Source organism: Williamsia sp. R60 (assembly GCF_054063855.1).
In genome coordinates, this window is the sequence record NZ_JBSSGR010000003.1 from 294,452 (window position 1) to 317,495 (window position 23,044).

Consider the following 23,044-nt stretch of genomic DNA (forward strand, 5'->3'; position numbering starts at 1 on the left):
CGATCGTCGCGCGTTCCTGATCAACATCCCGGACCGCGGCGCTTCTCGACGAGGTCGATGACCCATTTGTCGTCAACGCTCTCGAACACCGGTCCAGGAAACCGCGGAGCCCGTGGTGCCGCGACGTCGATCTCGCCGTCGCCCAAGGGGTCGACATCTTCCAGCACCGGCACCTTTGCGTATTCGGCTGCCACTCCTGCCATCGCAACGTCGATCAGTTCACCACCACCACGACCAAGCGAGGCAACCACTGCATGTGCGGCTTCGAGCCCGGTCAGTGGATCGGCGATTGCATCACCACAGAACACCGGCCCACGGGCACCCCCGAGAGACTGCAGGAGCTGCCCGCACAGTGGACCCGCCCACATCGCAGACAGATCGACCACCACAAGCTCCCACATGTTCGGACCGATCGCCGACGCCGTCGGCAAGGACATCGACGTAGTCCTCGACTGTGCGCGCCGTGCGTCTGCTCCACTCACGGACAGCTCATTTGATCGAACTGTTATCGCACGGCAGCGACACCGCAGCATCGTCCACTTAAAGGTAGAGAGGAACATTCAAATGACGAAACTCACGAACAAGGTCGCATTCATCACCGGCGTCGCACGCGGGCAGGGTCGTGCGCACGCGGTTCGCATGGCACGCGAAGGTGCTGAAATCGTTGGCGTCGACCTGGCAGGCCCGCTGCCCGGGGTGCCCTATGACTCAGCAACGCCGGCCGACCTGGCTGAGACCGCGCCCTCGTCGAAGCTCAAGCCCGCAAGGCGTTGCTACGGCAAGGTGACGTACGCGACCTCGACGGGCTTAAGTCGCTCGCCAACGACCCGGTGGCCCGATTCGGTGGCCTCGACGTAGTGGTGGCGAACGCAGGTATCTGCATTCCCGGGCGGACATTCGCAGTGCAGCCAGCGCTGACTGGCACGTCGGCGAGTGCGGCGGACTCCGCACGTCACAGGAACAGCAACTTCAACTGAGCCGACTTGTACATCCAATCGTCATACGCGCACTTTTCGCTGCACGTGCGGTACGCAAAGGCCTCTTTGGTCACCAACTCCGCATCGCACATCTTGCAGAAGAATGAACGCGCTCGGAGTCTGGACCGCAGCACCGCACATCGGACCGCTGTGTCGTTCACGCCTCGGTTCAAGGCATGCTTCGTGCGCCAGATGGTAAACATGATCCCCCGTTAAAGATAACCTAGTTAGATATGTAGCTAATCAACATCTCGCAGGGTAGGCAAGCGAACAGCGGGTGAACCCGCGGCAAGTAGTACGCGCAGATTCAGAAACGGCATTTAGCTACAAACTGAGAGGGAGCTGGTCGAGGGGTTCATCCGGATCGGCTCCATCCCCGGCGTAGATCGCCACTAAGACCAAACGCAACGCGTGTTTCGCAACATCGTGAACCACGGATCGGCGCAGCTGACCTCGGATCGCGACGGATGAACAGTCGCCATGAGCACATGGGTGGGCCTACGCACAACGCTCAGCGCGACAAGACCGAAGACGCATCTGAATCCCCAGGGACGCGAAGACGCCTCGCGGGAAGCTTGTTCAACTTCAGACCACGCAACCGAAGTGCGACAGCTCCGCTGCCGAATGCAATCTTCCCTCTCGTCAGCATTGCCCTCCGATTGGTTCTGGTCACCGCTTCAGCATCGCTCCCGCATCAATCTTCATCTGCACTCCCGTGACGTATCTGGATTCGTCCGACGCCAGGTAAACAACCGCATTGCTGATGTCGGACGGCTCAACCCACGGAATCGGCATCGCCTGCATGCGAGGGAAGGAGACTGCCGCATCCTCTGCCGTCGGGTTCTCGAGGTCGGGACGGAACTGTTTGTACATGATCGGACTCTGGAGCATGTCAGTGTTGACGTTGGTTGGGTGGATAACATTCACACGAATCGACTCGGGCGCGAGCTGCGCCGCGAGCTGCATGGTGTATGAGTCGACCAACTGTTTTGCGAAGTTGTACCCTTGCCCGCCTGGACCTGCGGGGCCGCCTGCGCCAGATGTCGAGGCGATGAGGCCGGCGATGGATCCCGTGGTGATCACTGATGCACCGGCCTCGAGAAATGGCAGCGCGGCATGAATTGTGTTCACCACCCCCACGAAATCCACGTCGAACGCTTCGGCGAACGCGGTCACCGGTTTTCCTGCCCCCAAGGGGCAGATCCCCGCGTTGGCAACCACCACGTCAAGGTGTCCAAGTTCCCCGATCGCGGCCTCGAGTGCAGCCTCTACAGCAAAGCGATCTCGGACGTCGACCTCAGCGGTCACCACGCGCTGACCAGTCTTCTCCACCGCGAGACCCGCTTCCTCGAGATCGCGACGTGTGGCGAGCGGATAGTCGTTGCTGGCTATGTCCTTGCAGATGTCGAAAAGAACTATGTCGGCGCCTTGCTCGGCGAGCATGACGGCATGGCTCTTCCCCTGGCCGCGTGCACCCCCCGTCACCAACGCGACCTTGCCGGCGACTCTGCCCGTTGTCGTCATCATGTGAACCATCCTGCCTTCTAGATTATTTATCCGGCCGCGCTCGGCTCGAAGTGCCACAGTCACCTGCTCTGTCATGGCAGAGGAACGTCGACCCCCAACTGCGCGAGACTCTGTCGTAGCGACTCGGTGTCGCGGTACAGGATGGTGGTGATTCCCAGAGCAGCAGCCGGTGGCAGATTCTCCTCGAAGTCATCGACATAGATCACCTGCGCAGCATCCCGATCGAGACGGCGCAACAATTCCTTGTAGATGTCGGGATCCGGTTTGCGGAGGCCGACGTCCGCAGAGTTGAGAACGAAGGTGAACAGCTTTCCCGGCAACGTCGCATCGAGGTGCGCTTTGTTCTCCGACACGTTGTTGCTGAGCACCGCGAGATCGTAAGAGTGCGCGAGCTTTCCGAGCAGTTCGATCATGGACGGTTGCAGTTCACGGGATGCGGTCATCGCTGACGCAAGTGCGCGAATATCCACATCGACGTTGTAGGTGTTGCGCACCCGGACACATACACCTTTGAGGAAGTCCCTCACACCGAGTTCGCCCCGCTCGACCTTCGCGAATTCGCCGTCCCCACGCACGTATGCGGACAGAGCTCCGTCCGGTAGCCCGAGTGCGGTGTTGTAGGCCACCAGGCCCGCCAATGGAGGATCTGTGAGGACCCCGCCCCAATCGAATACGATCGCGCTGAATGCGTTCAACTGATGAGCTCATGCCCGTGTGTCTGGGCGGCCTCGAGAACTGTCAGGGTCCCGGACTTGCCATCGATCTCGACCAGGGCACCGTTCTGCACACGGGCCGCCGCCACCTGTGTGTCGACGATGCACGGAACGCCATACTCACGCGCGACAACGGCAGCGTGTGACATCACTCCACCGATATCGGTGACCACGGCAGCCGCGTGAGCGAAGAGAGCGGTGTATCCGACGTCGGTTACGTGAGCGATCATGATTTCGTCGGGCTCGAGGTCATCGATCGTGTCGTGGTTTATCACTCGCGCGCGCCCCCTCACGGTGCCGCCACATATCCCGATTCCGCGCAACGAGTCGCCCGGTTGGAGGGGCGGCAGTACATCAGCCACCTCCCATGTGCCCGCGAAGACGGGAGGCATGTGCAGTGCAGCGAGGCGCACCCGTTCAGCCTGGCGATCAGCGATCGTCGCACGCACAGTGTCCGCTGGGTCCAAAAGCTCCGGAAGTGTCAGCGCGAAGAGGTCGTCAGCGTGGTCGATTCGACCCTGTGCCACCAGCCGTCGCCCCTGCTCACGTACGAGCCGGCGTGTGATCCAGGTAAGGCGGACACATCGATCACGGTTCTGTTCCCGCTGCGACAGAAGATGTTTGGCCAATCGCTGGGCGAGCGTGCTCTTCGCCCGAGGCGTCGCATTGCCGGTCGCCGCGGTTGCGGGGCCATTACTGATGGTGGATGCCGCGCGACCAACCGTTCCGAGGAACATCGGAATGTCGTCGGAAAACGAACGGGCGTCGAACTCTGCCTCGGCCGGACCCCGATGTCCGAAACCCTTGAGCGCAGCCTCGACCGATGCCCAGAAGTCCGGGGCCTGATTTCTCACGCGATCGGCAAGACCTTCGGACCGGTCGCTCAGGAGCGCAACGATCTCGGGATCGGCGGCGGCCTCCGCCGCGAGTTGTCTGACTCCGCGCAGCGTCGCGCTGCTCTCCAGATCGTCACCATTACCAAGTTCATTGCCGCGATTTTTCGACGCCACCTCCAGTGCGGCACCACTGGCCAGGTTCACCACGCCCTGGATTGTCCACGCGTAACCGAGCAAGTCGCGTGCCAGCAGCAAAACACTGCGCAGTCGCTCGTCCGACATCGATTCCAACAGATGAAGGTGCTTTTCGAGCCTGTCCGTTTGCACACGCACCTCGTGGACGTCCTGCTTCACCGTCCGGACGACTCCAAGGACCCGCCGCCCAACCGTCGCCACCCTTTTCGCCTTGGTCACCGCGGAGACCGGTTCAGGTCGGAAGGTGCCCACGATTGCAAACTCACCACCAGGAAGATCGTCGCTGTGAGTCCCGGAAAACTGTCCCCTCATCGCGTCCGGGTTGGTGCCCGGCATCACCAGCGCCACGTGGTACGAACCCGAGGCGTTGATGAACACCCGATGCGCGTGGATCGCCTGGAGCCGGGCAGCGGCTTCGGTTCCGAGTACTCCGTCCAACGCGAGGATGCGGGCGACCGCAGAGGTGGTTCCACGCAACGCACGGCCCGTGACGTCCAGGGTCAGCACGGTCGACGGTCCGGGCAACGCCTCAGAGAGGTTGGTCTGTGAAAACACCGGGAAACGGGGGTCGATCGGGGTGTCAAACGTTCCCCGGACGTCGTCCGGACCGCTGAACTGCAATGGCGCCCCGTCCGATGGCGCGATATCGCCAGGCACTATTTGATGCGAGTACGGGATACGACCACCGGCGGAGACCACCTTGCCGCGCCGCACGGTCCGGGCGACGACCGCCAATCGGGTGTCCTCGACTGTCTCTCGAGCATTCCACGACGGCGTGAATCCCCAACGCTCTCGAAGGATCGTGGTGTCCCCGATGGGCATCCGTTGCGCGCACGCCACCTCTCCGGCAGAGATGTGCAGTTGCTTTCCGGCGACGCTGGCAGCCTTGATCATCACCGACGGTGGAACCGCGGCGAGCTTTTTTCCGAGCACTTTGGCGATGTATGACTGACCGATTGCATCCGTGCCGAGGTTGACGACCCCGGTCTCCTTCGACGACACGGCCAACGTCAGGAAAGCGGCCACGTCGTCGTGGTGGACGATCTGCCAGCCGTACTCAGCACCGCTCGCCGCAAAGTGGATTGGTGCGGCCAGGTTCTCTTGAATCCGATTGTCGGTGCCTCGACCGAGGATGATGCCGGCGCGCACCATCACCGATTCCATCGAGGATTCGGCGAACAGACGCTCACACTCAACCTTTTGCACTGCGTACGGCTGATCGGGATGTGGGCTCGTCCCGCTCGCTTCGGTACGAGGGGGCTCATCCGGTCCGGAGCGCGGTCCGTAGACCGTGGTCGACGAGAGGAATATCGCACGTCGAACGCCGGCCGCCTCCGCCGCGCGGATCAGGTTCTTCGTCCCGCTGACGTTGGTGCGGGCCATCGCTTCGACACCTTCGCGGGCGTCGAGCATGAACGCCGCGTGAACGATGACGTCAACGCACTCCACCGCTCGCGCGATCAGTACGTCATCTGCGATGTCACCTCGCACGTGAGTCACACCGGCCGGCATCTCGAGAGGTGCACTGCGACTCACGCCGATGACCTCGTGGCCCGCGCCCGCCAGCCGCTCCGCGGTACTTCGTCCAACCAACCCACTGACACCGGTCACCAGAACCCGCATAGTCACACTCCACTCTCCACACAGCTACAAAGATCACCAAGTATAACATCTAAAAGAGATCTGGGTCACCTCTTTGGGTCCAGGGCCGCCTCGCCAGTAGCGCAACCCTCAGTCCGTTCGCGCCACCTGCTGTGCGCGGTCGGCCGGGGCTTGCTGCGGTCGTCGATCAGGGGACATCGAGCCCCAATGCCCGCTCGGGGCATGCATTGACCCCGGATCGGACCGCCTCGGTGTCCGCCGGGTCGACTTCTTGATCCGCGACGAGGCTGTAGCCCTCGTCGTCGATCGGGAATCTGTCAGGATCGGCCGCAAAGCACTGCGCGTGACCGACACACTTATTCCTGTCGAGTGAAAGTCTCACATTAATCAACTCCTCATTTATGCTTCACGCCGAAGTCGTCATTCGCAACACAAGGGTAACTAGGTGAGTGATGAAAGTGGTAGCTTCGTGCATACGACGTGCCACGCCAACGACCTGCGAGGGTGAAAACATGACCGACACCGTCCACTCCACCTCGGGCCACGAGTCGACCTTCGACTACCGCACCGACGCCGCGATTCGCTCCGATCAATTCGCCCGGTGGGATGAGCTGCGCAACGAATGCCCCGTCCAGGTCAATACCACCACGGGCCCACGTCCGGTCTGGTACCTGCTGAAGTACGAGGACGTCCGGGACGCCTTTCAGGACTGGGAAACATTCTCGAGCAGTTCAGTCGAGGCGTTCGAGACCGACGAGATGATGGCCCGCAAGGTACCGTGGATCCCCGTCGAGACCGATCCTCCGATGCATACCGAGTACCGTTCGCTCGTCGCGCCGTTCTTCGCACCCAGAGCGATCGCGGACATGACAAGCGGGATCACCGAGCTCTGCAGGAGCCTCATCGGCGACACAGCACCGAGAGGGTCGGTCGATTTCGTTAACGAGTTCGCCAAAGACCTTCCGACCCGGGTATTCCTGAGCATCATGGGGATGCCACTCACCGACGCCCCGTTGCTGCTCGGTTGGATCGACACCCTCATGCACACCAAGGCTGCGGACGATCCCGACTACTCGATCCGCTACGGGGTCCGAGCCGAAGTGATGGGTTACCTGGGACAGATTCTCAAGGCCCGCCGGGAAGAACCACGCGGCGACCTGATCACCACGATTGTCAGTACACCACTTCGGGACGGCCGGCTGTTGACCGACCAGGAGGCGTTGTCGCTGACCTTCCAGCTGTACATGGCGGGCCTGGACACGGTCGCCAACGCACTCGGCTACACGTTTCGTTATCTCGCCACCCACCCTGAACAGCGAAGGCAGGTCATCGCCGGCGAGGTCACACCCAAGGAGGTGACCGAGGAAATCCTTCGTGCCCACTCGGTGGTCAACACCAGCCGGGTGGTCACCCAGGACACGGAGGTCGGCGGTTGTCCGATGCATGCCGGTGACCGAGTCGTGCTCTCCACTGCGGCCGCGAACCGCGATCCCGATGAGTTCGCCAACGCCGACGAGGTCGTCTTCGGACGCAAGCACAACCGCCACATCGCATTCGGTGCAGGTCGGCACCGCTGCCTCGGATCTCATCTTGCTCGAGTCGAGATCGAGGCGGTCGTCGCCGAATGGCACAAGCAGATCCCTGACTACCGGATCCGGCAGGGGGCCGAGATCGACGACCACGTCGGCGCGGTATCGGGACTCACCTCGCTGCCGCTGGAATGGGACGTCGAGAAGCCCCCAAGATGACCAAGGACTCGACCGCGCGGCGTCCGCTGCCCGAAGTCACGGACGAGAACCGGCACCACTGGTCTGGCTCGGCGGACGGCTTTCAGGTGTTGCGCTGCGATGCCTGCCGACAGTGGATGCTGCCCCCGGCCCCGGTCTGCCGCTACTGTCGCATCGGGTCACCGATGCCAGAGACGGTGAGCGGCAACGCCCAAATCGTGTCCTGGACGGTCAATCACCAGGCTTGGATACCCGGGATGGACGTCCCGTTCGTGGTCGTCGTGATCGCGCCGGCCGAACAGCAGGATTTACGACTCTTGACCAACCTGGTCGACGAGCATGGCGCTCCGGTGCGATCAGCGGACGGGTTGCAGATCGGTACTCCTATCCGGCTGACGTTCCAGCAGGTGGCCGACGATGTCTCTCTGCCTCAGTCGGTGATCGCCCCATGAGTGGAGCGGAAGGTTCCGCCGTGGTCAGCGGTGTTGCCCAGTCAGAGGTCGGTCGCGGTTTGGGACGGTCGGCGCTGTCGCTGACCATCGAGGCGGTCACCGCCGCTGTTGCCGACGCTGGGCTCACCCTCGACGACATCGACGGGGTGTCGACGTGGCCTGGTCGCGCGGATCACCTCCCGGGATTCTCGGGGGTCGGCGTGCCGGAACTCCAGCAGGCATTGGGGCTGCAACTGAACTGGTTCGCAGGTGGACCCGAGGCTGCCGGTCAACTAGGTCAGGTGATCAATGCCGTCGCCGCGATACACGCGGGATTCGCCCGGCATGTGGTCTGCTTTCGTGTCGTCACCGAGGCATCTGCGCGCCGAAGCGGAGTACGACCGTCGCAGTCAGGTGTGGGAAGTGGCCGGGTATCGGGGAACGCGGCCATGCTCGCCCCTTACTACGCGACCTCGGCTGCGGTGTGGGTCGCGCTCTACGCCCGTCATCACATGGAGCGATTCGGAACCACGCGCGAGGACCTGGCGCGCGTTGCGCTGAACAACCGCGCCAATGCCGCACTCAACGAATCCGCTGTTCTGCGTGACCCGTTGACGATCGACGACTACTTCGAGGCCCGGATGATCGCTGATCCCCTGTGCCTGCTCGACTGCGACATCCCTGTTGACGGATGCACCGCGGTCGTCGTCAGTGCGGCAGACTCGCGTTCTGATCTCCGAATCAGCCCGGTGTCCATCCTGTCGATTGGCGGGGCGTTGCGAGATTCACCGACATGGTTCGGTCGCCACGACTTCGACACGATGGCTGCCCATGACGCCGCTGCCATGATGTGGTCGCGCACCGATCTCCGACCCGCCGACGTCGATTTCGGCGAGATCTACGACGGCTTCAGCTTCCTCACACTGGCGTGGATCGAAGCGCTCGGCTTCTGCGCGCAGGGTGAAGTCGGCGCCTTTCTCGACCAAGGCCGTACGATCGCCCGAAATGGTTCGCTCCCCCTCGATACCCACGGTGGCCAGCTGTCCGGCGGACGACTCCACGGCCTGGGGTTTCTCCACGAGGCGGTACTCCAGCTGCAGGGACGCGCGGGTCCCCGCCAGTTGACCGGGCGGCACGAGGTGGCCGTCGCCGCCGCGGGTGGCGGACCACTCGGAGGATGTCTGCTTCTGGGAACGGGTTGATCAACCTGCGTGGAATGTGATGCTCTTCGTCTCCAAGAACGACTCGAACCCCTCTTCGCCGTATTCGCGCCCGAGACCACTGCGCTTGTAGCCTCCGAACGGGGCGGCCGGATGCATTCCGCCGGCACCGCCGTTGATCGCCAGGTAACCCGCGCGAATCTGACGGCACATTGCGTACGCAGCCGCGGTGTCGGCGCTGTAGACATGACCGCCGAGGCCGTAGGGACTGTCATTGGACATCCGGACCGCTTCGGCGTCATCTGAGAACGGGATGATCACCGCCACCGGGCCGAAAATCTCCTCCCGCGCACTAGTCGCGGAGTTGGTCAATCCGGTGATCACTGTGGGGTCGTAGAAAAAGCCCTTGTCCAGACCGGCTGTTCGCCGTCCACCGGTCGCGATCGTCCCACCTTCGGCACGCGCCAGGTCGACGTAGTGCTCGACCTTCGCCACCTGACTCTCCCTGATCAGCGGGCCCATCCCGACACCCTGATCGCGCGGTCGCCCGGTCTTCACCCTCGACAACGCCCCGACGACCATCTCGACGAACTGGTCGTGGACCGATCGGTGCACCAGCTGCCTGGTCGACAGCGCGCATCCCTGTCCGGCTTGCGTGATGACCTGCCGCACCGTGTATCCGACGGCCGCCGCGAGATCGGCGTCGGATCGCACGATGAGCGCCGACTTACCTCCGAGTTCAAGAAGTACGCGGGTGATGTTCGCAGACGCCTGAGCGCTCACCAGACCACCTACCCGTTCCGAACCGGTAAAGCTGATGACATCGACCCGCGGGTCTGTGGTGAGCGCCTGACTGACCTCGACATCGCCACACACGACATTGAGTACACCGGCGGGGAGATCGGCCTCTGCCGCGGCCTCGGCGATCACGAACGCCTCTAAAGGCGTCATCGGGGAGGGTTTGAGAACCACGGTGTTCCCCGTCGCCAGTGCACCACCGAGCTTGGCCATGTTGAGGTAAAACGGAAAGTTGTACGCACTGATCGCGGCGACTACGCCGCACGGCTCCTTGATCACCACACCGGATCCGATCGCCCGTCCAGACATCACCGGTAGCGGACGCACCCAATCGCGGTCCGCCTGATCGACGGCCCAGGCGAAGTGCTCAAGGGCGATGCCCACGTGAAAGAGTTCCGCCATCTGCGGCACTGCGCCCGTCTCTGTGACGACGAGGTCGGCGATGTGGGCACGCCTGGAGTCGAGGGCGTCACCGAACCGGCGCAATCGGATCTTGCGTTCGGCACCGCTCATCCGACCCCATGGGCCTTCGTCGAACGCGTACCTTGCAGACGAGATGGCCGCCGAGATATCCGCTGCGGAGCCATCCTGACCGCGAGCCACCACTTCCTCGGTCGCCGGATCGATGACTTCGTTGACCGGACCGTCCGAGTCGCACCACTTTCCGTCGATGTAGGGGCGAAAGGCGAGATCGGCAAGCGTTGTCACAACAACTCCTCGTTTGAAGTATGACCAAGTTATACAACAAGCATCGTAGGTGGTCCGCCCTCGCATAACCACTCCCGGTCGTAGCACAGCGACTGCCGAGAGACGCAGCGCCGATTGGGGTAGACACATGACCCTCGTCACATGTATGACATAGTTGTCTAAGTGACTGCCAGGAGGACAGTGTGACGACTACACACAAACCGCCGTCAACCGGTGCCCCCAGACAATCGAGATCGACACCGACTCTGTTCGTCGTCGGTTCGCTAATTCTGTTCGCGCTGGCGATGTTTGTTCTGCCGGCCGCACTCGGTGACGACCCGTACACCAACAAACCCGAACTCGTACCCGGGTCGGTCGAGGACCCCCCGGCAACGTGGGTCTTCAATTTCCTGATCCCCATCCTGGGCACTGTCGTATTCATCGCCCTGACCGTGCAATCCGTGAAACGGAGGAGCCTGTCCTGGTACTGGCTGTTCTTCGTAGCCGGCGTTGCAACTTTCTGGGTCGAGACAATTGCCGACTGGGGTATCTACCTGACCTACAGTCCCGAGTTCGCCCACTATGAACTGCCCTTCGACTACCCCTGGCACGTGCATGACAACCCGATTTTCATGCCGTTCGCCTACGGCCTGTACTGGGGGATGTTCCCGTATGTAGTCCTCCGCGTCCACAATTACTTCTCGACGCGCTTCGGGTGGAGTGACCTGAAGGGGTTGGTACTGATCGGCGTCCCGTTCGGGATCGTCTGGGATCTGCTGGTCGAGGGCACAGCCACCTATTTCGGTTGGTGGACCTACGAACCACCCCTCGGCCCCAGTTTCTCCTGGGTCCCACTTGGCGGAATCGGGATCCAGACCATTGTCGTTCCCGTGTTGCTGATGATTGTGTGGCCCAACCTCGTGGCGTGGATGGCAGGGGATCCCGACGACGGTTCATCACCCCGCATCGCAGCGCTGTTCCGGATCCCGGCGCATCGCTACCGTGACGACGCCCTGCGTTCAGGTCAACGTGTATCCCTCGCCCTCCCGGCGGCAGCACCACGATGGGACTTTCCGTATGAGTTCATGAGATTGGGAGCGTGGATCTCGGTGTTCTGGTGGGCTCAGGTGACACAAATCGTGCCGATCATCATCGTCCGCTACGTCTTCGGTGGCGACAGCGTCTATGCCCCGTTCCCGGCATGGTTCTGATCGAAGACGTGAACCCACCCCCACGGCCCACCTGTCCAGTACCCGATCTGAAGGAAAAACAATGAGCAGCGCGATGTCCGGAAGCAGCGTGACCGACGCGTCGACCCAGCCACGAGTACCCCTGGTACTCCTCCTCGATGGTTCCGTTCGTCTCGATCGCGAGGTCGTCGGAAACAAGGGATTCGGCGTCGATGCGATGCGCCGCAACGGTTTACCTGTACCTCCCGCGTTTGCCATCACCACAGAGGCCTGCCGCTCGTGGCAGAGCGATCCCGACGGCCTGCTGGATCTGATCTGGCCTCAAGTCATGGAGGCGATGACCTGGTTGGAATCAGAGACCGGCCGCACGTTCGGTACGCCGCCGCAACCGCTTCTGGTCAGCGTGCGCAGCGGTGCCGCGCAGTCGATGCCGGGGATGATGGACACTGTTCTGGATCTGGGTATCAACGACTCGGTGGAGACCGCTCTGGCCGAGGCAAGCGGTCGCGACTTCGCCGCGGACTCCCGCGCACGTTTCGAACAGATGTACCGCAAAATAGTCCTCGGTGACGACAGCGGTACGGTGCCCACCGACCCGGATGAGCAACTGCGCGGCGCGATCGAAGCAGTTTTCGCCTCGTGGAACAGCCCGCGGGCGATTGCATACCGCAAGCACAGCGATCTCGACGATCTCGCCGGCACCGCCGTGGTGATCCAAGCAATGGTCTTCGGCAACATGGCTGCCTACTCGGGAACGGGGGTTCTGTTCAGCCGTAACCCGATCACCGGTGCATCGGAACCGTTCGGCGAATGGCTGCTGGGCGGACAGGGCGAGGACGTAGTGTCAGGGACCAACGATTGCGATCCCATCAGCGTGCTGGCCGATACGCTTCCCGGCGTGCACGACGAGCTGATGAGAGCAGCGAAGGTGTTGGAGGGCCTGGCCACCGACGTCCAGGACATCGAGTTCACTGTCGAGAACGGCAAGCTCTGGCTGCTGCAGACACGCAACGCGAAACGATCGGCGGCCGCCGCGGTGCGCTTCGCACTGACCCTGCACGAAGAGGGAATGATCGACTCCGCCCAGGTGATCGAACGTGTCCTCCCTGCGCATATCGACACGTTGCTGCTCCCGTCGCTGCAGCCGGAGACCCGTCTGGCGGCCAGGTTGCTCGCCACCGGCCTACCCGCCTGCCCGGGTGTGGTCGTTGGTCGCGCGGTCACCGACCCGAACGAAGCGATCGACGCCGCAGACGAGGGCGAGAAGGTGATCTTGGTGCGCTCGTCGACAAGTCCTGACGATGTGCACGGCATGCTCGCCGCCGAAGGGATCGTGACCGAACTCGGCGGCGCGACGTCGCACGCGGCGGTCGTCTCCCGCGAAATCGGCCGGCCCGCCGTTGTCGGATGCGGACCCGGCGTCGTGGATTCCATCGCAGGAAAGATCATCACCGTAGACGGAAATCATGGTGAAATCCGTGAGGGCACACTGGAATTGACGGCCTGGTCGGAGTCGGACACCCCGGACTTCGTACGGCTTCAAGAGATCGTCGATGCCCGATCGCCCCTGCGAGTCCATCCTGCGGGCACCGAATCCGTCGAGCATTTACCCGAGGTGAACGCCGACACCATCCGCGCGGCCCTGGCCTCGGGAACCACCGAGATCAGCTGCGAACATCCCCTTCTTGCTGCTCTGATCGCCGCCCGCCTGACCGCGACCACATAACTTGAACTCGACAGAAAGACACCATCTCATGACTACAACTGCACCCTCCCAGACACCACCCGACGGTGCGACGACGTCCGATCAGTCGTCGGTGTGGGGGGTCGGCCCCACCGACACCGTCGTCGAGATACTCCAGCGCGCGTGCCGCGACCACGGGGGGCAGACATTCCTCGACTTCTCCGGCGCCGACTTCACCTACGACGACGTCTGGCGCGCCTCCCTCGTGCGCGCGGCGGGCCTGCGGGAGCTGGGTGTTGGACCCGGCCAGACCGTGGTCTGCATGCTCGACAACAACCTGGACGCCATCACGATGTGGTTCGCCGCCAACGCCCTCGGCGCGATCTGGGTACCGGTCAACACCGCACTCAAGGCCGACTTCCTGCGCCATCAGGTTGCGGATGCCGGGGCGGCAGTAGTTGTTTCCGAGCAGGACTACGCCGAGCGTTTCAACCAGATCGTCTCCGACCTACCCGACCTGAAGCACTTGGTCATACGGGGCACGCCTGTGGCCACAATCGCCCCGGGCACCGTCACCCAGCACACCCTCGACGAGATCGACGATCACGGGTCACTCGACACACCTGTTGACGTACAGCCCAGTGACCTCTCGATGCTCATTTACACCTCTGGGACCACCGGGCCATCCAAGGGCTGCATGATCAGCCACAACTACGCCACGAATCTGGCGCGCACCACAGCCAAGACGCGGAACCCCGACCACACGCTTTGGACGCCGCTTCCGTTGTTTCATCTCAATGCAGCGGCTACGTCTGTGCTGGCGACGGCCTATAACAAGTCGAAATTGGCCATCGCGCCGCGCTTCTCATTGTCGCGGTTCTGGCCCGAAATCGAACGCACCGGCGCGCAACGGGTGTCGATTCTCGGGATCATGATCACCCTCATCGCAGCTATGGACGACACGCCCGAGATGCTGCGCTGCAAGGGACAGATTGACCACGTCGGCGGTGCACCCTGGACGCCCGAACTGATCGACATCTGGACCAACCGGTTCGGCGTCCGCGCCGCAGGCAGCTCGGTTTTCGGCCTGACCGAGGCGACGTTCATCACCAGCACGCCTGCGGGGGTCGTCGCACCGCTCGGCTCATCGGGCCGCCGTAATGACGACTTCGACGTTCGAATCGTCGACGACCACGATCGCGAGCTGCCCGACGGACAGCCGGGCGAGATCATCCTCCGCCCGCGCCGACCTCACATAATGTTCGACGGCTACTGGCGTCGACCCGAGGCGAGTATGGCTGTCATGCATAACCTCTGGTTCCATACCGGTGACATCGCCCGATTCGACGAGGACGGGTGGTTCTGGTTCGTGGACCGCAAGAAGGATTACCTCCGCCGTCGCGGCGAGAACATCTCCAGCTTCGAGCTCGAGCGAACGTTCCGCAACCATCCCGATGTCGCGGAGGTGGCAGTACACGCGGTGCCATCGAATTACACCGAAGATGACGTCAAGGTGACCGCAACCCTCACCGGTAGCGCGACGGTCACCGAAGAAGAGTTGTGTGCATGGTCGTTGGACAAGCTGCCGTACTACGCCGTCCCGCGGTACGTCGAGTTCCGTACCGAGTTGCCCAAGAACGCCACCGGCAAAGTTCTCAAATATCAACTGCGCGACGAAGGCGTGACCACATCGACGTGGGACGTGGAGAAGTCCACGCTGGTGATATCCAAACGCTGATTCATCCGCCGACGCACGCACGCACCAATGCCCTCCCAAGACACCTGAGACGGAAGAACCCACATGTCTGAACTGGAACTGTTGCAGGCGGTACGCCTGAAGGGACGCGCCACCGGCGCCGACCTCGTCGAAACCTCCGGCATCCCAGCCGAGGTGGCAACGGCTGAACTCGAACGCCTCGGTGATGCGGGGTTGATCAAGTATGGGAAGCTCATTCGCATCACACCGGAAGGCCGCGAACGTCTCTCTGCCTTGTTGGCCACAGAACGCGACGGGGCAAATACCACGAAGGTGGCCGCCGCCTACGACGACTTCCGCTCGGTGAACGGAGATTTCAAAGCTCTCGTGTCCGAGTGGCAGATCCGCGATGGCGAACCGAACCCACACGACGACGGCGCATACGATTCTGCGGTCATCGCTCGCCTACAGGTCATCGACGACCGGGTCCAACCCATCGTTGGGATTGTCGCCCAGGAGATCCCCCGTCTGCGAAGGTATGCCACCAAATTGACCGCCTCGTTGGAAAAAGTCAACGCCGGCGACACGGCCTGGTTCACTCGGCCTCTCGCCGATTCCTACCACACGGTGTGGTTCGAACTACACGAGGAATTGATCCTCGCGTGCGGTCTCACGCGGGACGACGAGGCGAAGGCCGGACATGCTCAGTAGACCTCGATTCGAGAACTGAGCTTTGCGCAGATTACGCAGTAACCGACGATGACGCTGGCCCTCCCGGCCGGTCTATTTTTCTGACCGGCGGGAGGGCTTGTTTATCTGCCTCCTCAGTGGTGCGGATTACGAGACCACCTGCGGCGATGCGTGGACATGGCTGCCCGCCAGAATCATTACCCGCGAGAAAAACTAAACGGCCGCAAGACGGATGCCCAGGTCACGATCAGGCGACTTCATCCCATCCCGGGTCGCTAGCCAGAACCGACTCGATCACGCAGCAGGCAAACAGGTTTCAGGTTTCGGACGGATTCCTGGTCTCTCACACTCACATCACCTTCTCCTCACAACGAGGTAAGAAGACCTCTGTCTCCTCACCTGTTCAGGACAAGCCACGGGACGGTAGACGACAGTCACGCGCGTCAAGGCGCGGGGTACTTGCATGTCAGTCTCTGACAATGTCACAATATGGCGTGCTGCAAGTCACAGTAATGGAAGGCGAGCGCCATGACGACGGTTACAGGCCTACTCGAGTACAAGCCGACGAACAACGATGACCGGGTCCGCCAGACTCGGCGGGCGATCGCGGAGGCGGCGGCACAGGTTTTCCGTAGCCACGGCTACGGTGGGGCTACCGTAAGCGCCGTAGCTGCCGTCGCAGGCGTGAATCCCAGGACGCTCTACCGTCACTACGGGAGCAAGAGTGCGCTTTTCGCAGCAACTGTCGCCCTCGGCACGACCGATTTTCTGGCGACATTCGCTGACCGCGTGAGCGAGCAACCCCTTTGCGACGCATTGGTGTCCGCGTTCATGGAAACCGCCCCCGAAACGACGCCAGAGTGCCAGCAGCTTGTCGCCTTGGTTTGGAGCGAAGATGATGTGCGGCAGTACTGGCTGGCGTCGTCATACCGCATCCAGCCGTATCTTGCCTCGACGTTGCATTCGGTCGCGACCGGCCGCGTACCCACAGACGGCCCCGGCCGGGAGGCAGACATCGCCTGGCTGGCCCGGGCGGGGTGCATCATCGCCGCATTCAACACCGCATACCAACTGTGGGCGGCGTCCGAAGTCGGGGCCTCTCTCGAACAGATCGTCCGTATGGCGGTCGCCACAATCGAACCCGCGCTGGGATTGCCCCAACGCGGCGAACGTCAATTATCAAGCAAATAAGGAGTTCTCATGCCTTTGCAGGACTACATGCAACTCATCTCGACAGACGACCATCTCATCGAGCATCCGATGCTCTGGCAGGACCGCCTCGCGCCCAAGTTCCTCGAGCAGGGGCCGCGCATCATCGAGAAGGTGATGGTGGAGGGAAACAAACCCGCACAGGTATGGCAGTGGGAGGGAAGGGTGTATCCCTATATCGGCCTGAACGCCGTGGCCGGGAAAAAGCCTGAGGAATTCGGTGCCGAACCGGTTCGCTACGACGATATGCTGCCAGGCTGCTACGACCCCAAAGCAAGACTCGCTGACATGGATGTCGACGGGGTGCACTCGGCCTTGTGTTTCCCGTCGTTCCCGCGTTTTGCCGGAACGGTGTTCCTACAGGGTGACGACATGGAGCTCTCCTTGGCGTGCGTCCAGGCATGGAACGACTACATCCTCGACGAATGGTGCCCGACAGCGCCAGACCGATACATCCCGATGACCATCATGCCCCTCTGGGATGTCGATCTGTGCATCGCTGAGATCAAGCGCACCGTTGGTCGCGGCGCACGCGCCATCTCTTTCCCGGAGAATCCGGTTCCATTGGGACTCCCCTCATTTCACACCGACCACTGGGACCGCTTCTTCTCCGCTTGCGAGGAGTACGAGCAAGTGCTGTGTGTCCATTTCGGCACGTCAGGTAAGCCCCCCATCACCGCTCCCGAGGCGCCGATGGCCGTGATGATCTCGCTGTTCGGATGCAACTCGATGTACGCGACTGCCGATTTGCTCTTCTCACCGGTTTTTCACCGCCACCCCAAGCTGAAGTTCGCCCTATCAGAAGGCGGGATCGGTTGGGTGCCTTACATGCTCGAAAGAATCGACCTCACGTGGGAGAAGCACCGCTACTACCAGAACATCGACCAGACCGTGCGGCCGTCGGATCTGTTCCGAGAGCACATGTATGGATGCTTCATCGACGATCAGCACGGCGTCAACATGCGACACCTCGTTGGCATCGACAACATAACCTGGGAATGTGACTACCCCCATTCGGATTCGAACTGGCCGAACAGCCGAAAATTCGTCGAGCAGTCCATGCTCGACGTTCCCGACGAAGACGTTCACAAGATGGTCGAACTCAATGCCCGCAAACTCTTTCGTTTTGAGCGGAGCAGCTGATGAGCGAGCCCACCCATGAGCTGGTCGATCAGATTCCGGCGGCCGATTGGGTCGATCAGGATCTGCTCACGCGCGACGACTCCGCCGAGCTGCTCCGGAAGGAGATCGAGGCCGAAGAGACTCACCTGACACAGATCGACAAGGACCACGAATTGTCCGAGCCCGACAGAGTGGCCGCGCGCGATCTCGTCAGCCGCCGAATCGAAGCCATGAAAGCGATCCGTACACGGCTGTTGTCCACACGTTGAGAGGCTCGAGGCTCAACACCGCTGTGGGCATTGAGTGAGCCAAACCGCCGGCGGCGTTCACCCGTATGTCGTCGTCCCAGCGTGCAGACTTGCTGTGGGCGAACGCGATTCAACTCATGCAGCATCACCGCAATAGTCGACGCACGTCGACGACCGCGAGCGGATCCTAGTCGCCGCCGGCACTCACCAGGCAATCCTGCCGACCGGGCATGACGTCGACGCGAGAACGTGCGATGAATCCCGACATACGATTCGTGCCAGGAGGAATCGGGTTCGCTCACCTCCCGAGCGAATAACTCGCTCTTCGTCCCCGGGCACGATCATAGCCGCCGGCGGTCGCGCGAGGCTCTGGCCACAACGCACACCTGATGCACCAACCCCGGTCAATTCTGCCTCTCCCTGCCGATGAGCTGCGGACGCTGGCGCGCGGTTGATCTCGGACCGCTCAAGTCTCCTGCATCATCGCAAACGGCCGCGGTGGTTCAACTGACCAAAGGGGTGCCTCCTGCCATCAGCGGGGGCCCACTTCTGTTGCCGCGACCATCATTTGGTCCGACGTCCGCATGGATTACACCGTGACCCGCTGATCGCAGACAGATATACTGACTCAAGGAGCAATCGGCCCAGTGGTCACCGGCGCCTTATACGTTTCCGCGAATGCCCGCCGTACAGACCGGAGGGAGAGTGCTCAACGGAGCCGACCGAAGTCAGTCCTCGCGATGTGAAGACATCCGATTGCAGACCATCTGCCGAAGCGTGGTGTGATGTCAAATGGGCAGAGGTTCCCACCTGAAAACCGAGGAGCGCGTTTGTATGACGCACAGGGCGACTGCCGCGGGGCGGCCGCGAGATCCCGCACTCACAGGATTGCTGATGACTGCGGCACTCGAGGAGTACGCGCTCACCGGCTGGGGGTCGTTCACGATGCAAGGTGTGGCCCGGCGCGCTGGGGTGGGCAAGTCAGCTCTGTATCTTCGGTGGCCCACAAGAGAGCAGCTGTTGATGGACAGCATCGAGGCCGTCACAATCCCGCTGACAGCCGGCTTCGATTCAGGGGCCTTACGCTCTGATCTGGGGGGAACAGCTCAAGAGCTGATGCGCTATCTCCTTGATCCGATCGGGTGGTCCACGCTGCGGATCGCAGTTGATGTGGCAGTGGAGTTCGCCGAGTTGGACCAGTTTCAGGAACGAATTGTCGACACAGTCGGCGACGCGGTGTCGCGAGTGTTCAGCCGCGCCGTCGACCGAGGCGAAATAGATTCGACTGCAGACATAGAGGCGCTCGTCCAGACCCTGTTCGGGTCCATTCTCGTCCACGTACTCGGGCTGTCTCCTAAAGCCCGCCGGGCTGCGCAGGACCGCATTGCCCCACATGTCGAGCCCCTGGTCGACGTTGTCTACCGAGCTGCAACGTCGGCCCGCTGACAGACCATCACAACTGGTTGCATACGAAAAGCGCCCGCCAACGGGCCGGTCGACTCTGGTCTCCTTCGCTTACACAGGAGGGAGATGACCGCGTAGCAGCAGCCATGCAATGGCTTTTACGACATACAAAATCGGGTCCACGACGTCGATGTACATGCGCCCTCCTCTCTTCACTGAATCAGAACGGTTCGACAGGCAAGGTGCGGCTTTGCCCCGGCTTGTTGTTATCGCAACACCTCCCGCGACGAGGTCTCATACCGGGTCGAACTTCGAGATAAGCCAGCGGCCATCGTTCTTCACCAGTTCCACTCGCACTGAACTGGCCGAACTCGCCGGGTTCGGAGCTTCGGCGGTTGTCGTCTGCTGGTTCACCATCACGAGGACAACAGCTCTCGAATCTGACACCGAGACCGCGCCGGCTGCGGGAACCGTTGCGGTGGTCGCCACCTTTTTCTCCTTTGCAGCCGGAGCCACCACGGTCGTCGTAAATTTGCTGTAATAATCCAAGAAATCACCCGTCAGCCGCTGTTTTGCATTCAACAAATCGGCGTCGACAGTGTCGGGTTTGTAGGACAAAATCGCTACTGCACCGTCCGATGCCACTTTGGTGACTATCGACGAATCGTCAACCGACGCTCCAACGTCGCCGCGCTCTACGTGGAATATGTACGTGAGCGTCGCACCCGCGATCGCAACAGCGGCGAACACCATCACAACGATCCACCACCGCAGATTCGGCCTTTTGTCGGTTCGCTTGCGGGTGGGAACTTCGTCCGTCTCGTGCGTGGCGACCGCACCCTCAACGCCAGTCGTCTCTTTCGTGAGAGTTGCACTCATGGCACAAACTCCACATTTGTTACGAACATACGATTGTCTTTCTTCTCGACTCTCACCTTCATCCTCCAGGCGCGTGGTTCTTGTTCAGCCGCACCAACGTTGGCCGTCTTGACGGTTGCAGACACGATTACCTGCGCACTGTTGCCCTCCACGGTCTCGAGCCCGGCTTCTGTGATCTCTCCGGTCGAAGTCGACTTCGCTTCCTTCACAACCGCGATGAACGACTTCGATCGGTCGGCGAAGTCTTTCCGAAATGGGTCGCCCGCACCGTCGAGGATGCGCTGCACATCCGAATCGGCATTGTCCCAGCGGATTGTGGTGAGATTGAGAGCACCTTGCCGTCCAGCCTGCAGGAAGGCCTGCCGCTCGGATCGAGCACCCTTCTCGTCATGCAATTCCCGCCACTGCAACACCGCAGAGGTGCAAGCCACGATTGCCAGTAGCGCTACGAGCGCCGCTACGAGCGCGCGCGGAGCCAACAACCGGGCGAGCCGACCCGTTGGCGTCGACCATGCAGGAATCCTCGGCGTGATCTCCGCGGTCGGTTCTTCGCTGTCTGTGCCCTCGGCCTCAGGGATCTCGGCATCCCCATCCGTTGATTCGGCGGGCGTCTCCGCTGGGTTCGGTTGAGCTTTCGTCTTCAGGTCGTCAGGCACTTCGACGATATCCTCGGCAGACGCCTGTACCGGCTTCGTTGCTTTGCGTTTGATGGCGCCCAACCTGACCGGTTTGCGTCTGACCACGCGGGCCTTCGTATCACGTTGTGGGGAAGAGGTGTCGATTTCCGAATTGCGTTCGTTTTTGTCCTGGGTCTCCGCGGGGTCGGTCAACGTCCCGCGGGCGTCATCATGGTCTGCCACGACTTCTCCTTTACAGCTTGATGTCCCAGATCGGTCTGGCGATAGACTTTTCCGTCCGGCCCGACGTAAGTGCCGGTTTCCGGATTGTATTCAGCAGTTGCGACCACTGACTCCGCGCTTGTCGCGTTGCCGGGATCGCCGTTTCTGAAGTTCTGCGGCACGGTCTGACCTGTGTCGGTGGCGTTTGGATCTCCGACTGCCGCCCTCCCATTGTTGAGAGGGACGTACGGTTCGGTGCGTCGGCAATCCTGTACTGTCGCTGCACGCTTGCCGGGTTCCTCGATGCACGGGAAATTCCGGCCGCCGCGAACCACGTTGTCTTCGGATTGCGGTATGCGGCAATAGAAATTCCCTTCTGGACGCTCCGGGTAGTCGACCTCGACCGGGTTGCGTCGCTCCGATGCCGGCAAGTATCCAGTTGTGCAGGGTTGAGGCAGGTTCAGATTGAGGTTGAAGCTCAAGAATGCCCCGGGGAGGTCCGTTCCCAGGTTCGGAACCACTGTTGCCGCGTGAACGGCGGTGCCCTGTGGAAGCAGAACGAGGATCTGCTCGATTGAGGCGTTGTAGACCACGGCCATGTCCCCGAGACTGACGAGATTGGTCAGCAGGATGGGGAGCGTGGGCCGCACCTGCTGGAAAAGCGCATTTGCCTGGTCGGCGGTAGCCGGCCCGTTGCGCAGTATCGAACGAACGCTTTCGTCGTTGGCGCTGAGCTGGCCGCTGATGTCGTTCAATCGATTCGCCCATGTCCCGATGGCGCCCGCAGTTTGTGCCTGCGACTCGAGTACCGGCTCGACTTCTCTGATCAGCTTCACGGACGGGTCGAGATTTGCGCGTGCCTGACTGCTCAATGCGGTTATCGATTCGATGATCCGGCGCAATTCGGGTCCGGATCCGTTGAAAGCGTTGTAGCTCTCATCTATCACGGTCTTGAGATTCTCTTGCGGAAGTGCGGTCACGGTGCTGTTCACCGAATCCATCAGGGAACCGATATCTGGAGGAACGGACGTACGTGACAGCGGAATCACCGAGCCTTCGCCCAACGGCTTGGACGTACCGTCTTCGGGTATGAGTTCGACGTACTGCTCCCCAACTGCCGACCGGCTGTGCACCTGTGCACGGACATTGGAGGGCACCTTGTAGGCCGACTCCATCGAAAGCTCGGCCATCACACCGGACTTCGTCAACGACACGCTGTTGACCTTTCCGATTTCCTTGCCGCGATACGACACGTTGGCAGTGCCGTACAGCCCGCCGCTATTGGCCAGTTGCATTGTCACGGTGTAGTGGCCGATTCCGAAAAGCGATGCGGGCAGCTGCATGTATCGCACGATCATCACACCGCCTGCGATGAGCGTCACGACGATGAAGACGCACAACTGGGCACGAATCCGACGCGAAAGGGTCAC

Annotated in this window: 19 protein-coding genes and 2 pseudogenes; 12 read left to right on the top strand and 9 right to left on the bottom strand. The window is 61.8% G+C overall.

What is annotated here, in order from left to right:
* Window positions 1–20: 20 nt before the first annotated feature.
* Window positions 21–320, bottom strand: a pseudogene (locus ACVWY6_RS14755) (CoA transferase); the annotation flags it as partial.
* A gap of 244 nt (window positions 321–564) precedes the next feature.
* Here ACVWY6_RS14755 and ACVWY6_RS14760 point away from each other — a divergent pair.
* Window positions 565–887 (top strand): annotated as a pseudogene (locus ACVWY6_RS14760) (SDR family NAD(P)-dependent oxidoreductase); the annotation flags it as partial.
* Between the two features lie 759 nt (window positions 888–1,646).
* On the opposite strand, the gene ACVWY6_RS14765 reads toward ACVWY6_RS14760, so the two are convergent.
* The 4 genes from ACVWY6_RS14765 to ACVWY6_RS14780 all read right to left on the bottom strand — a co-directional run bounded on the left by ACVWY6_RS14765 (window position 1,647) and on the right by ACVWY6_RS14780 (window position 6,232).
* The gene (locus tag ACVWY6_RS14765) at window positions 1,647–2,501 is read right to left on the bottom strand and encodes a mycofactocin-coupled SDR family oxidoreductase (RefSeq protein ID WP_457540153.1); all 855 of its coding nucleotides are present in this window, start codon (window positions 2,499–2,501) and stop codon (window positions 1,647–1,649) included.
* A gap of 74 nt (window positions 2,502–2,575) precedes the next feature.
* Window positions 2,576–3,199 carry an HAD family hydrolase gene (locus ACVWY6_RS14770; RefSeq protein WP_457539015.1) on the bottom strand — a complete coding sequence of 208 codons (624 nt, stop codon included), beginning with the start codon at window positions 3,197–3,199 and terminating at the stop codon, window positions 2,576–2,578.
* Window positions 3,196–5,871: an NAD-dependent epimerase/dehydratase family protein gene (locus tag ACVWY6_RS14775; RefSeq protein WP_457540155.1), complete on the bottom strand. Its 2,676-nt coding sequence runs from the start codon at window positions 5,869–5,871 to the stop codon at window positions 3,196–3,198. The genes ACVWY6_RS14770 and ACVWY6_RS14775 overlap by 4 nt, the downstream gene beginning before the upstream one ends.
* A 166-nt stretch (window positions 5,872–6,037) precedes the next feature.
* Window positions 6,038–6,232 carry a ferredoxin gene (locus tag ACVWY6_RS14780; RefSeq protein ID WP_457539017.1) on the bottom strand — a complete coding sequence of 65 codons (195 nt, stop codon included), beginning with the start codon at window positions 6,230–6,232 and terminating at the stop codon, window positions 6,038–6,040.
* A gap of 130 nt (window positions 6,233–6,362) precedes the next feature.
* Here ACVWY6_RS14780 and ACVWY6_RS14785 point away from each other — a divergent pair, with 130 nt between their 5' ends.
* From ACVWY6_RS14785 to ACVWY6_RS14795, 3 genes are read left to right on the top strand one after another with little or no spacing between them, the layout of a single operon-like run.
* Window positions 6,363–7,598 (top strand): cytochrome P450, encoded by a 1,236-nt coding sequence (locus tag ACVWY6_RS14785; RefSeq protein WP_457539019.1) that lies wholly within the window; start codon window positions 6,363–6,365, stop codon window positions 7,596–7,598.
* Complete coding sequence (locus tag ACVWY6_RS14790) at window positions 7,595–8,029, top strand: Zn-ribbon domain-containing OB-fold protein (RefSeq protein WP_457539021.1); 435 nt, start codon at window positions 7,595–7,597, stop codon at window positions 8,027–8,029. The genes ACVWY6_RS14785 and ACVWY6_RS14790 overlap by 4 nt, the downstream gene beginning before the upstream one ends.
* On the top strand, window positions 8,026–9,210 hold the full coding sequence (locus ACVWY6_RS14795) for a thiolase family protein (protein WP_457539022.1): 1,185 nt from the start codon (window positions 8,026–8,028) through the stop codon (window positions 9,208–9,210). The genes ACVWY6_RS14790 and ACVWY6_RS14795 overlap by 4 nt, the downstream gene beginning before the upstream one ends.
* Here ACVWY6_RS14795 and ACVWY6_RS14800 read toward each other — a convergent pair whose 3' ends face one another.
* Window positions 9,211–10,674 carry an aldehyde dehydrogenase family protein gene (locus ACVWY6_RS14800; RefSeq protein ID WP_457539023.1) on the bottom strand — a complete coding sequence of 488 codons (1,464 nt, stop codon included), beginning with the start codon at window positions 10,672–10,674 and terminating at the stop codon, window positions 9,211–9,213.
* 182 nt (window positions 10,675–10,856) lie between these two features.
* On the opposite strand from ACVWY6_RS14800, the gene ACVWY6_RS14805 reads away from it, so the two are divergent.
* From ACVWY6_RS14805 to ACVWY6_RS14840, 8 genes are all read left to right on the top strand, one after another.
* Window positions 10,857–11,864 carry a hypothetical protein gene (locus ACVWY6_RS14805; RefSeq protein WP_457539025.1) on the top strand — a complete coding sequence of 336 codons (1,008 nt, stop codon included), beginning with the start codon at window positions 10,857–10,859 and terminating at the stop codon, window positions 11,862–11,864.
* A gap of 73 nt (window positions 11,865–11,937) precedes the next feature.
* Window positions 11,938–13,569 (top strand): pyruvate, phosphate dikinase, encoded by a 1,632-nt coding sequence (locus ACVWY6_RS14810; protein ID WP_457540157.1) that lies wholly within the window; start codon window positions 11,938–11,940, stop codon window positions 13,567–13,569.
* 28 nt (window positions 13,570–13,597) lie between these two features.
* Complete coding sequence (locus tag ACVWY6_RS14815; protein ID WP_457539027.1) at window positions 13,598–15,265, top strand: AMP-binding protein; 1,668 nt, start codon at window positions 13,598–13,600, stop codon at window positions 15,263–15,265.
* A gap of 63 nt (window positions 15,266–15,328) precedes the next feature.
* Window positions 15,329–15,934, top strand: coding sequence for a MarR family transcriptional regulator (locus ACVWY6_RS14820; RefSeq protein ID WP_457539029.1), 606 nt, complete (start codon window positions 15,329–15,331; stop codon window positions 15,932–15,934).
* Between the two features lie 507 nt (window positions 15,935–16,441).
* Window positions 16,442–17,104 carry a TetR/AcrR family transcriptional regulator gene (locus ACVWY6_RS14825; RefSeq protein ID WP_457539031.1) on the top strand — a complete coding sequence of 221 codons (663 nt, stop codon included), beginning with the start codon at window positions 16,442–16,444 and terminating at the stop codon, window positions 17,102–17,104.
* Between the two features lie 9 nt (window positions 17,105–17,113).
* The gene (locus tag ACVWY6_RS14830; protein ID WP_457539033.1) at window positions 17,114–18,265 is read left to right on the top strand and encodes an amidohydrolase family protein; all 1,152 of its coding nucleotides are present in this window, start codon (window positions 17,114–17,116) and stop codon (window positions 18,263–18,265) included.
* Window positions 18,265–18,513: a hypothetical protein gene (locus ACVWY6_RS14835; RefSeq protein ID WP_457539034.1), complete on the top strand. Its 249-nt coding sequence runs from the start codon at window positions 18,265–18,267 to the stop codon at window positions 18,511–18,513. Before ACVWY6_RS14830 ends, ACVWY6_RS14835 begins: the two co-directional genes overlap by 1 nt.
* Window positions 18,514–19,386: 873 nt before the next feature.
* Window positions 19,387–19,938: a TetR/AcrR family transcriptional regulator gene (locus tag ACVWY6_RS14840; protein ID WP_457539036.1), complete on the top strand. Its 552-nt coding sequence runs from the start codon at window positions 19,387–19,389 to the stop codon at window positions 19,936–19,938.
* 252 nt (window positions 19,939–20,190) lie between these two features.
* Here ACVWY6_RS14840 and ACVWY6_RS14845 read toward each other — a convergent pair whose 3' ends face one another.
* Genes ACVWY6_RS14845 through ACVWY6_RS14855 form a run of 3 tightly spaced genes read right to left on the bottom strand, consistent with a single transcriptional unit; the run spans window position 20,191 to window position 23,044 of the window.
* On the bottom strand, window positions 20,191–20,775 hold the full coding sequence (locus tag ACVWY6_RS14845; protein ID WP_457539037.1) for a twin-arginine translocation pathway signal: 585 nt from the start codon (window positions 20,773–20,775) through the stop codon (window positions 20,191–20,193).
* Complete coding sequence (locus ACVWY6_RS14850; RefSeq protein ID WP_457539039.1) at window positions 20,772–21,635, bottom strand: Mce protein; 864 nt, start codon at window positions 21,633–21,635, stop codon at window positions 20,772–20,774. Before ACVWY6_RS14850 ends, ACVWY6_RS14845 begins: the two co-directional genes overlap by 4 nt.
* A complete protein-coding gene (locus ACVWY6_RS14855) occupies window positions 21,602–23,044 on the bottom strand; it encodes an MCE family protein (protein WP_457539041.1) in 1,443 nt (480 codons plus the stop codon). Before ACVWY6_RS14855 ends, ACVWY6_RS14850 begins: the two co-directional genes overlap by 34 nt.

What these genes read in the sequence shown, in the direction of transcription:
- ACVWY6_RS14825 (WP_457539031.1), top strand. Translation starts at nt 16,442, where the DNA reads ATGACGACGGTTACAGGCCTACTCGAGTACAAGCCGACGAACAACGAT.
- ACVWY6_RS14810 (WP_457540157.1), top strand. Translation starts at nt 11,938, where the DNA reads ATGTCCGGAAGCAGCGTGACCGACGCGTCGACCCAGCCACGAGTACCC.
- ACVWY6_RS14815 (WP_457539027.1), top strand. Translation starts at nt 13,598, where the DNA reads ATGACTACAACTGCACCCTCCCAGACACCACCCGACGGTGCGACGACG.
- ACVWY6_RS14835 (WP_457539034.1), top strand. Translation starts at nt 18,265, where the DNA reads ATGAGCGAGCCCACCCATGAGCTGGTCGATCAGATTCCGGCGGCCGAT.
- ACVWY6_RS14840 (WP_457539036.1), top strand. Translation starts at nt 19,387, where the DNA reads ATGACTGCGGCACTCGAGGAGTACGCGCTCACCGGCTGGGGGTCGTTC.
- ACVWY6_RS14830 (WP_457539033.1), top strand. Translation starts at nt 17,114, where the DNA reads ATGCCTTTGCAGGACTACATGCAACTCATCTCGACAGACGACCATCTC.
- ACVWY6_RS14785 (WP_457539019.1), top strand. Translation starts at nt 6,363, where the DNA reads ATGACCGACACCGTCCACTCCACCTCGGGCCACGAGTCGACCTTCGAC.
- ACVWY6_RS14790 (WP_457539021.1), top strand. Translation starts at nt 7,595, where the DNA reads ATGACCAAGGACTCGACCGCGCGGCGTCCGCTGCCCGAAGTCACGGAC.
- ACVWY6_RS14820 (WP_457539029.1), top strand. Translation starts at nt 15,329, where the DNA reads ATGTCTGAACTGGAACTGTTGCAGGCGGTACGCCTGAAGGGACGCGCC.
- ACVWY6_RS14845 (WP_457539037.1), bottom strand. Translation starts at nt 20,775, where the DNA reads ATGAGTGCAACTCTCACGAAAGAGACGACTGGCGTTGAGGGTGCGGTC.
- ACVWY6_RS14765 (WP_457540153.1), bottom strand. Translation starts at nt 2,501, where the DNA reads ATGACGACAACGGGCAGAGTCGCCGGCAAGGTCGCGTTGGTGACGGGG.
- ACVWY6_RS14775 (WP_457540155.1), bottom strand. Translation starts at nt 5,871, where the DNA reads ATGCGGGTTCTGGTGACCGGTGTCAGTGGGTTGGTTGGACGAAGTACC.
- ACVWY6_RS14795 (WP_457539022.1), top strand. Translation starts at nt 8,026, where the DNA reads ATGAGTGGAGCGGAAGGTTCCGCCGTGGTCAGCGGTGTTGCCCAGTCA.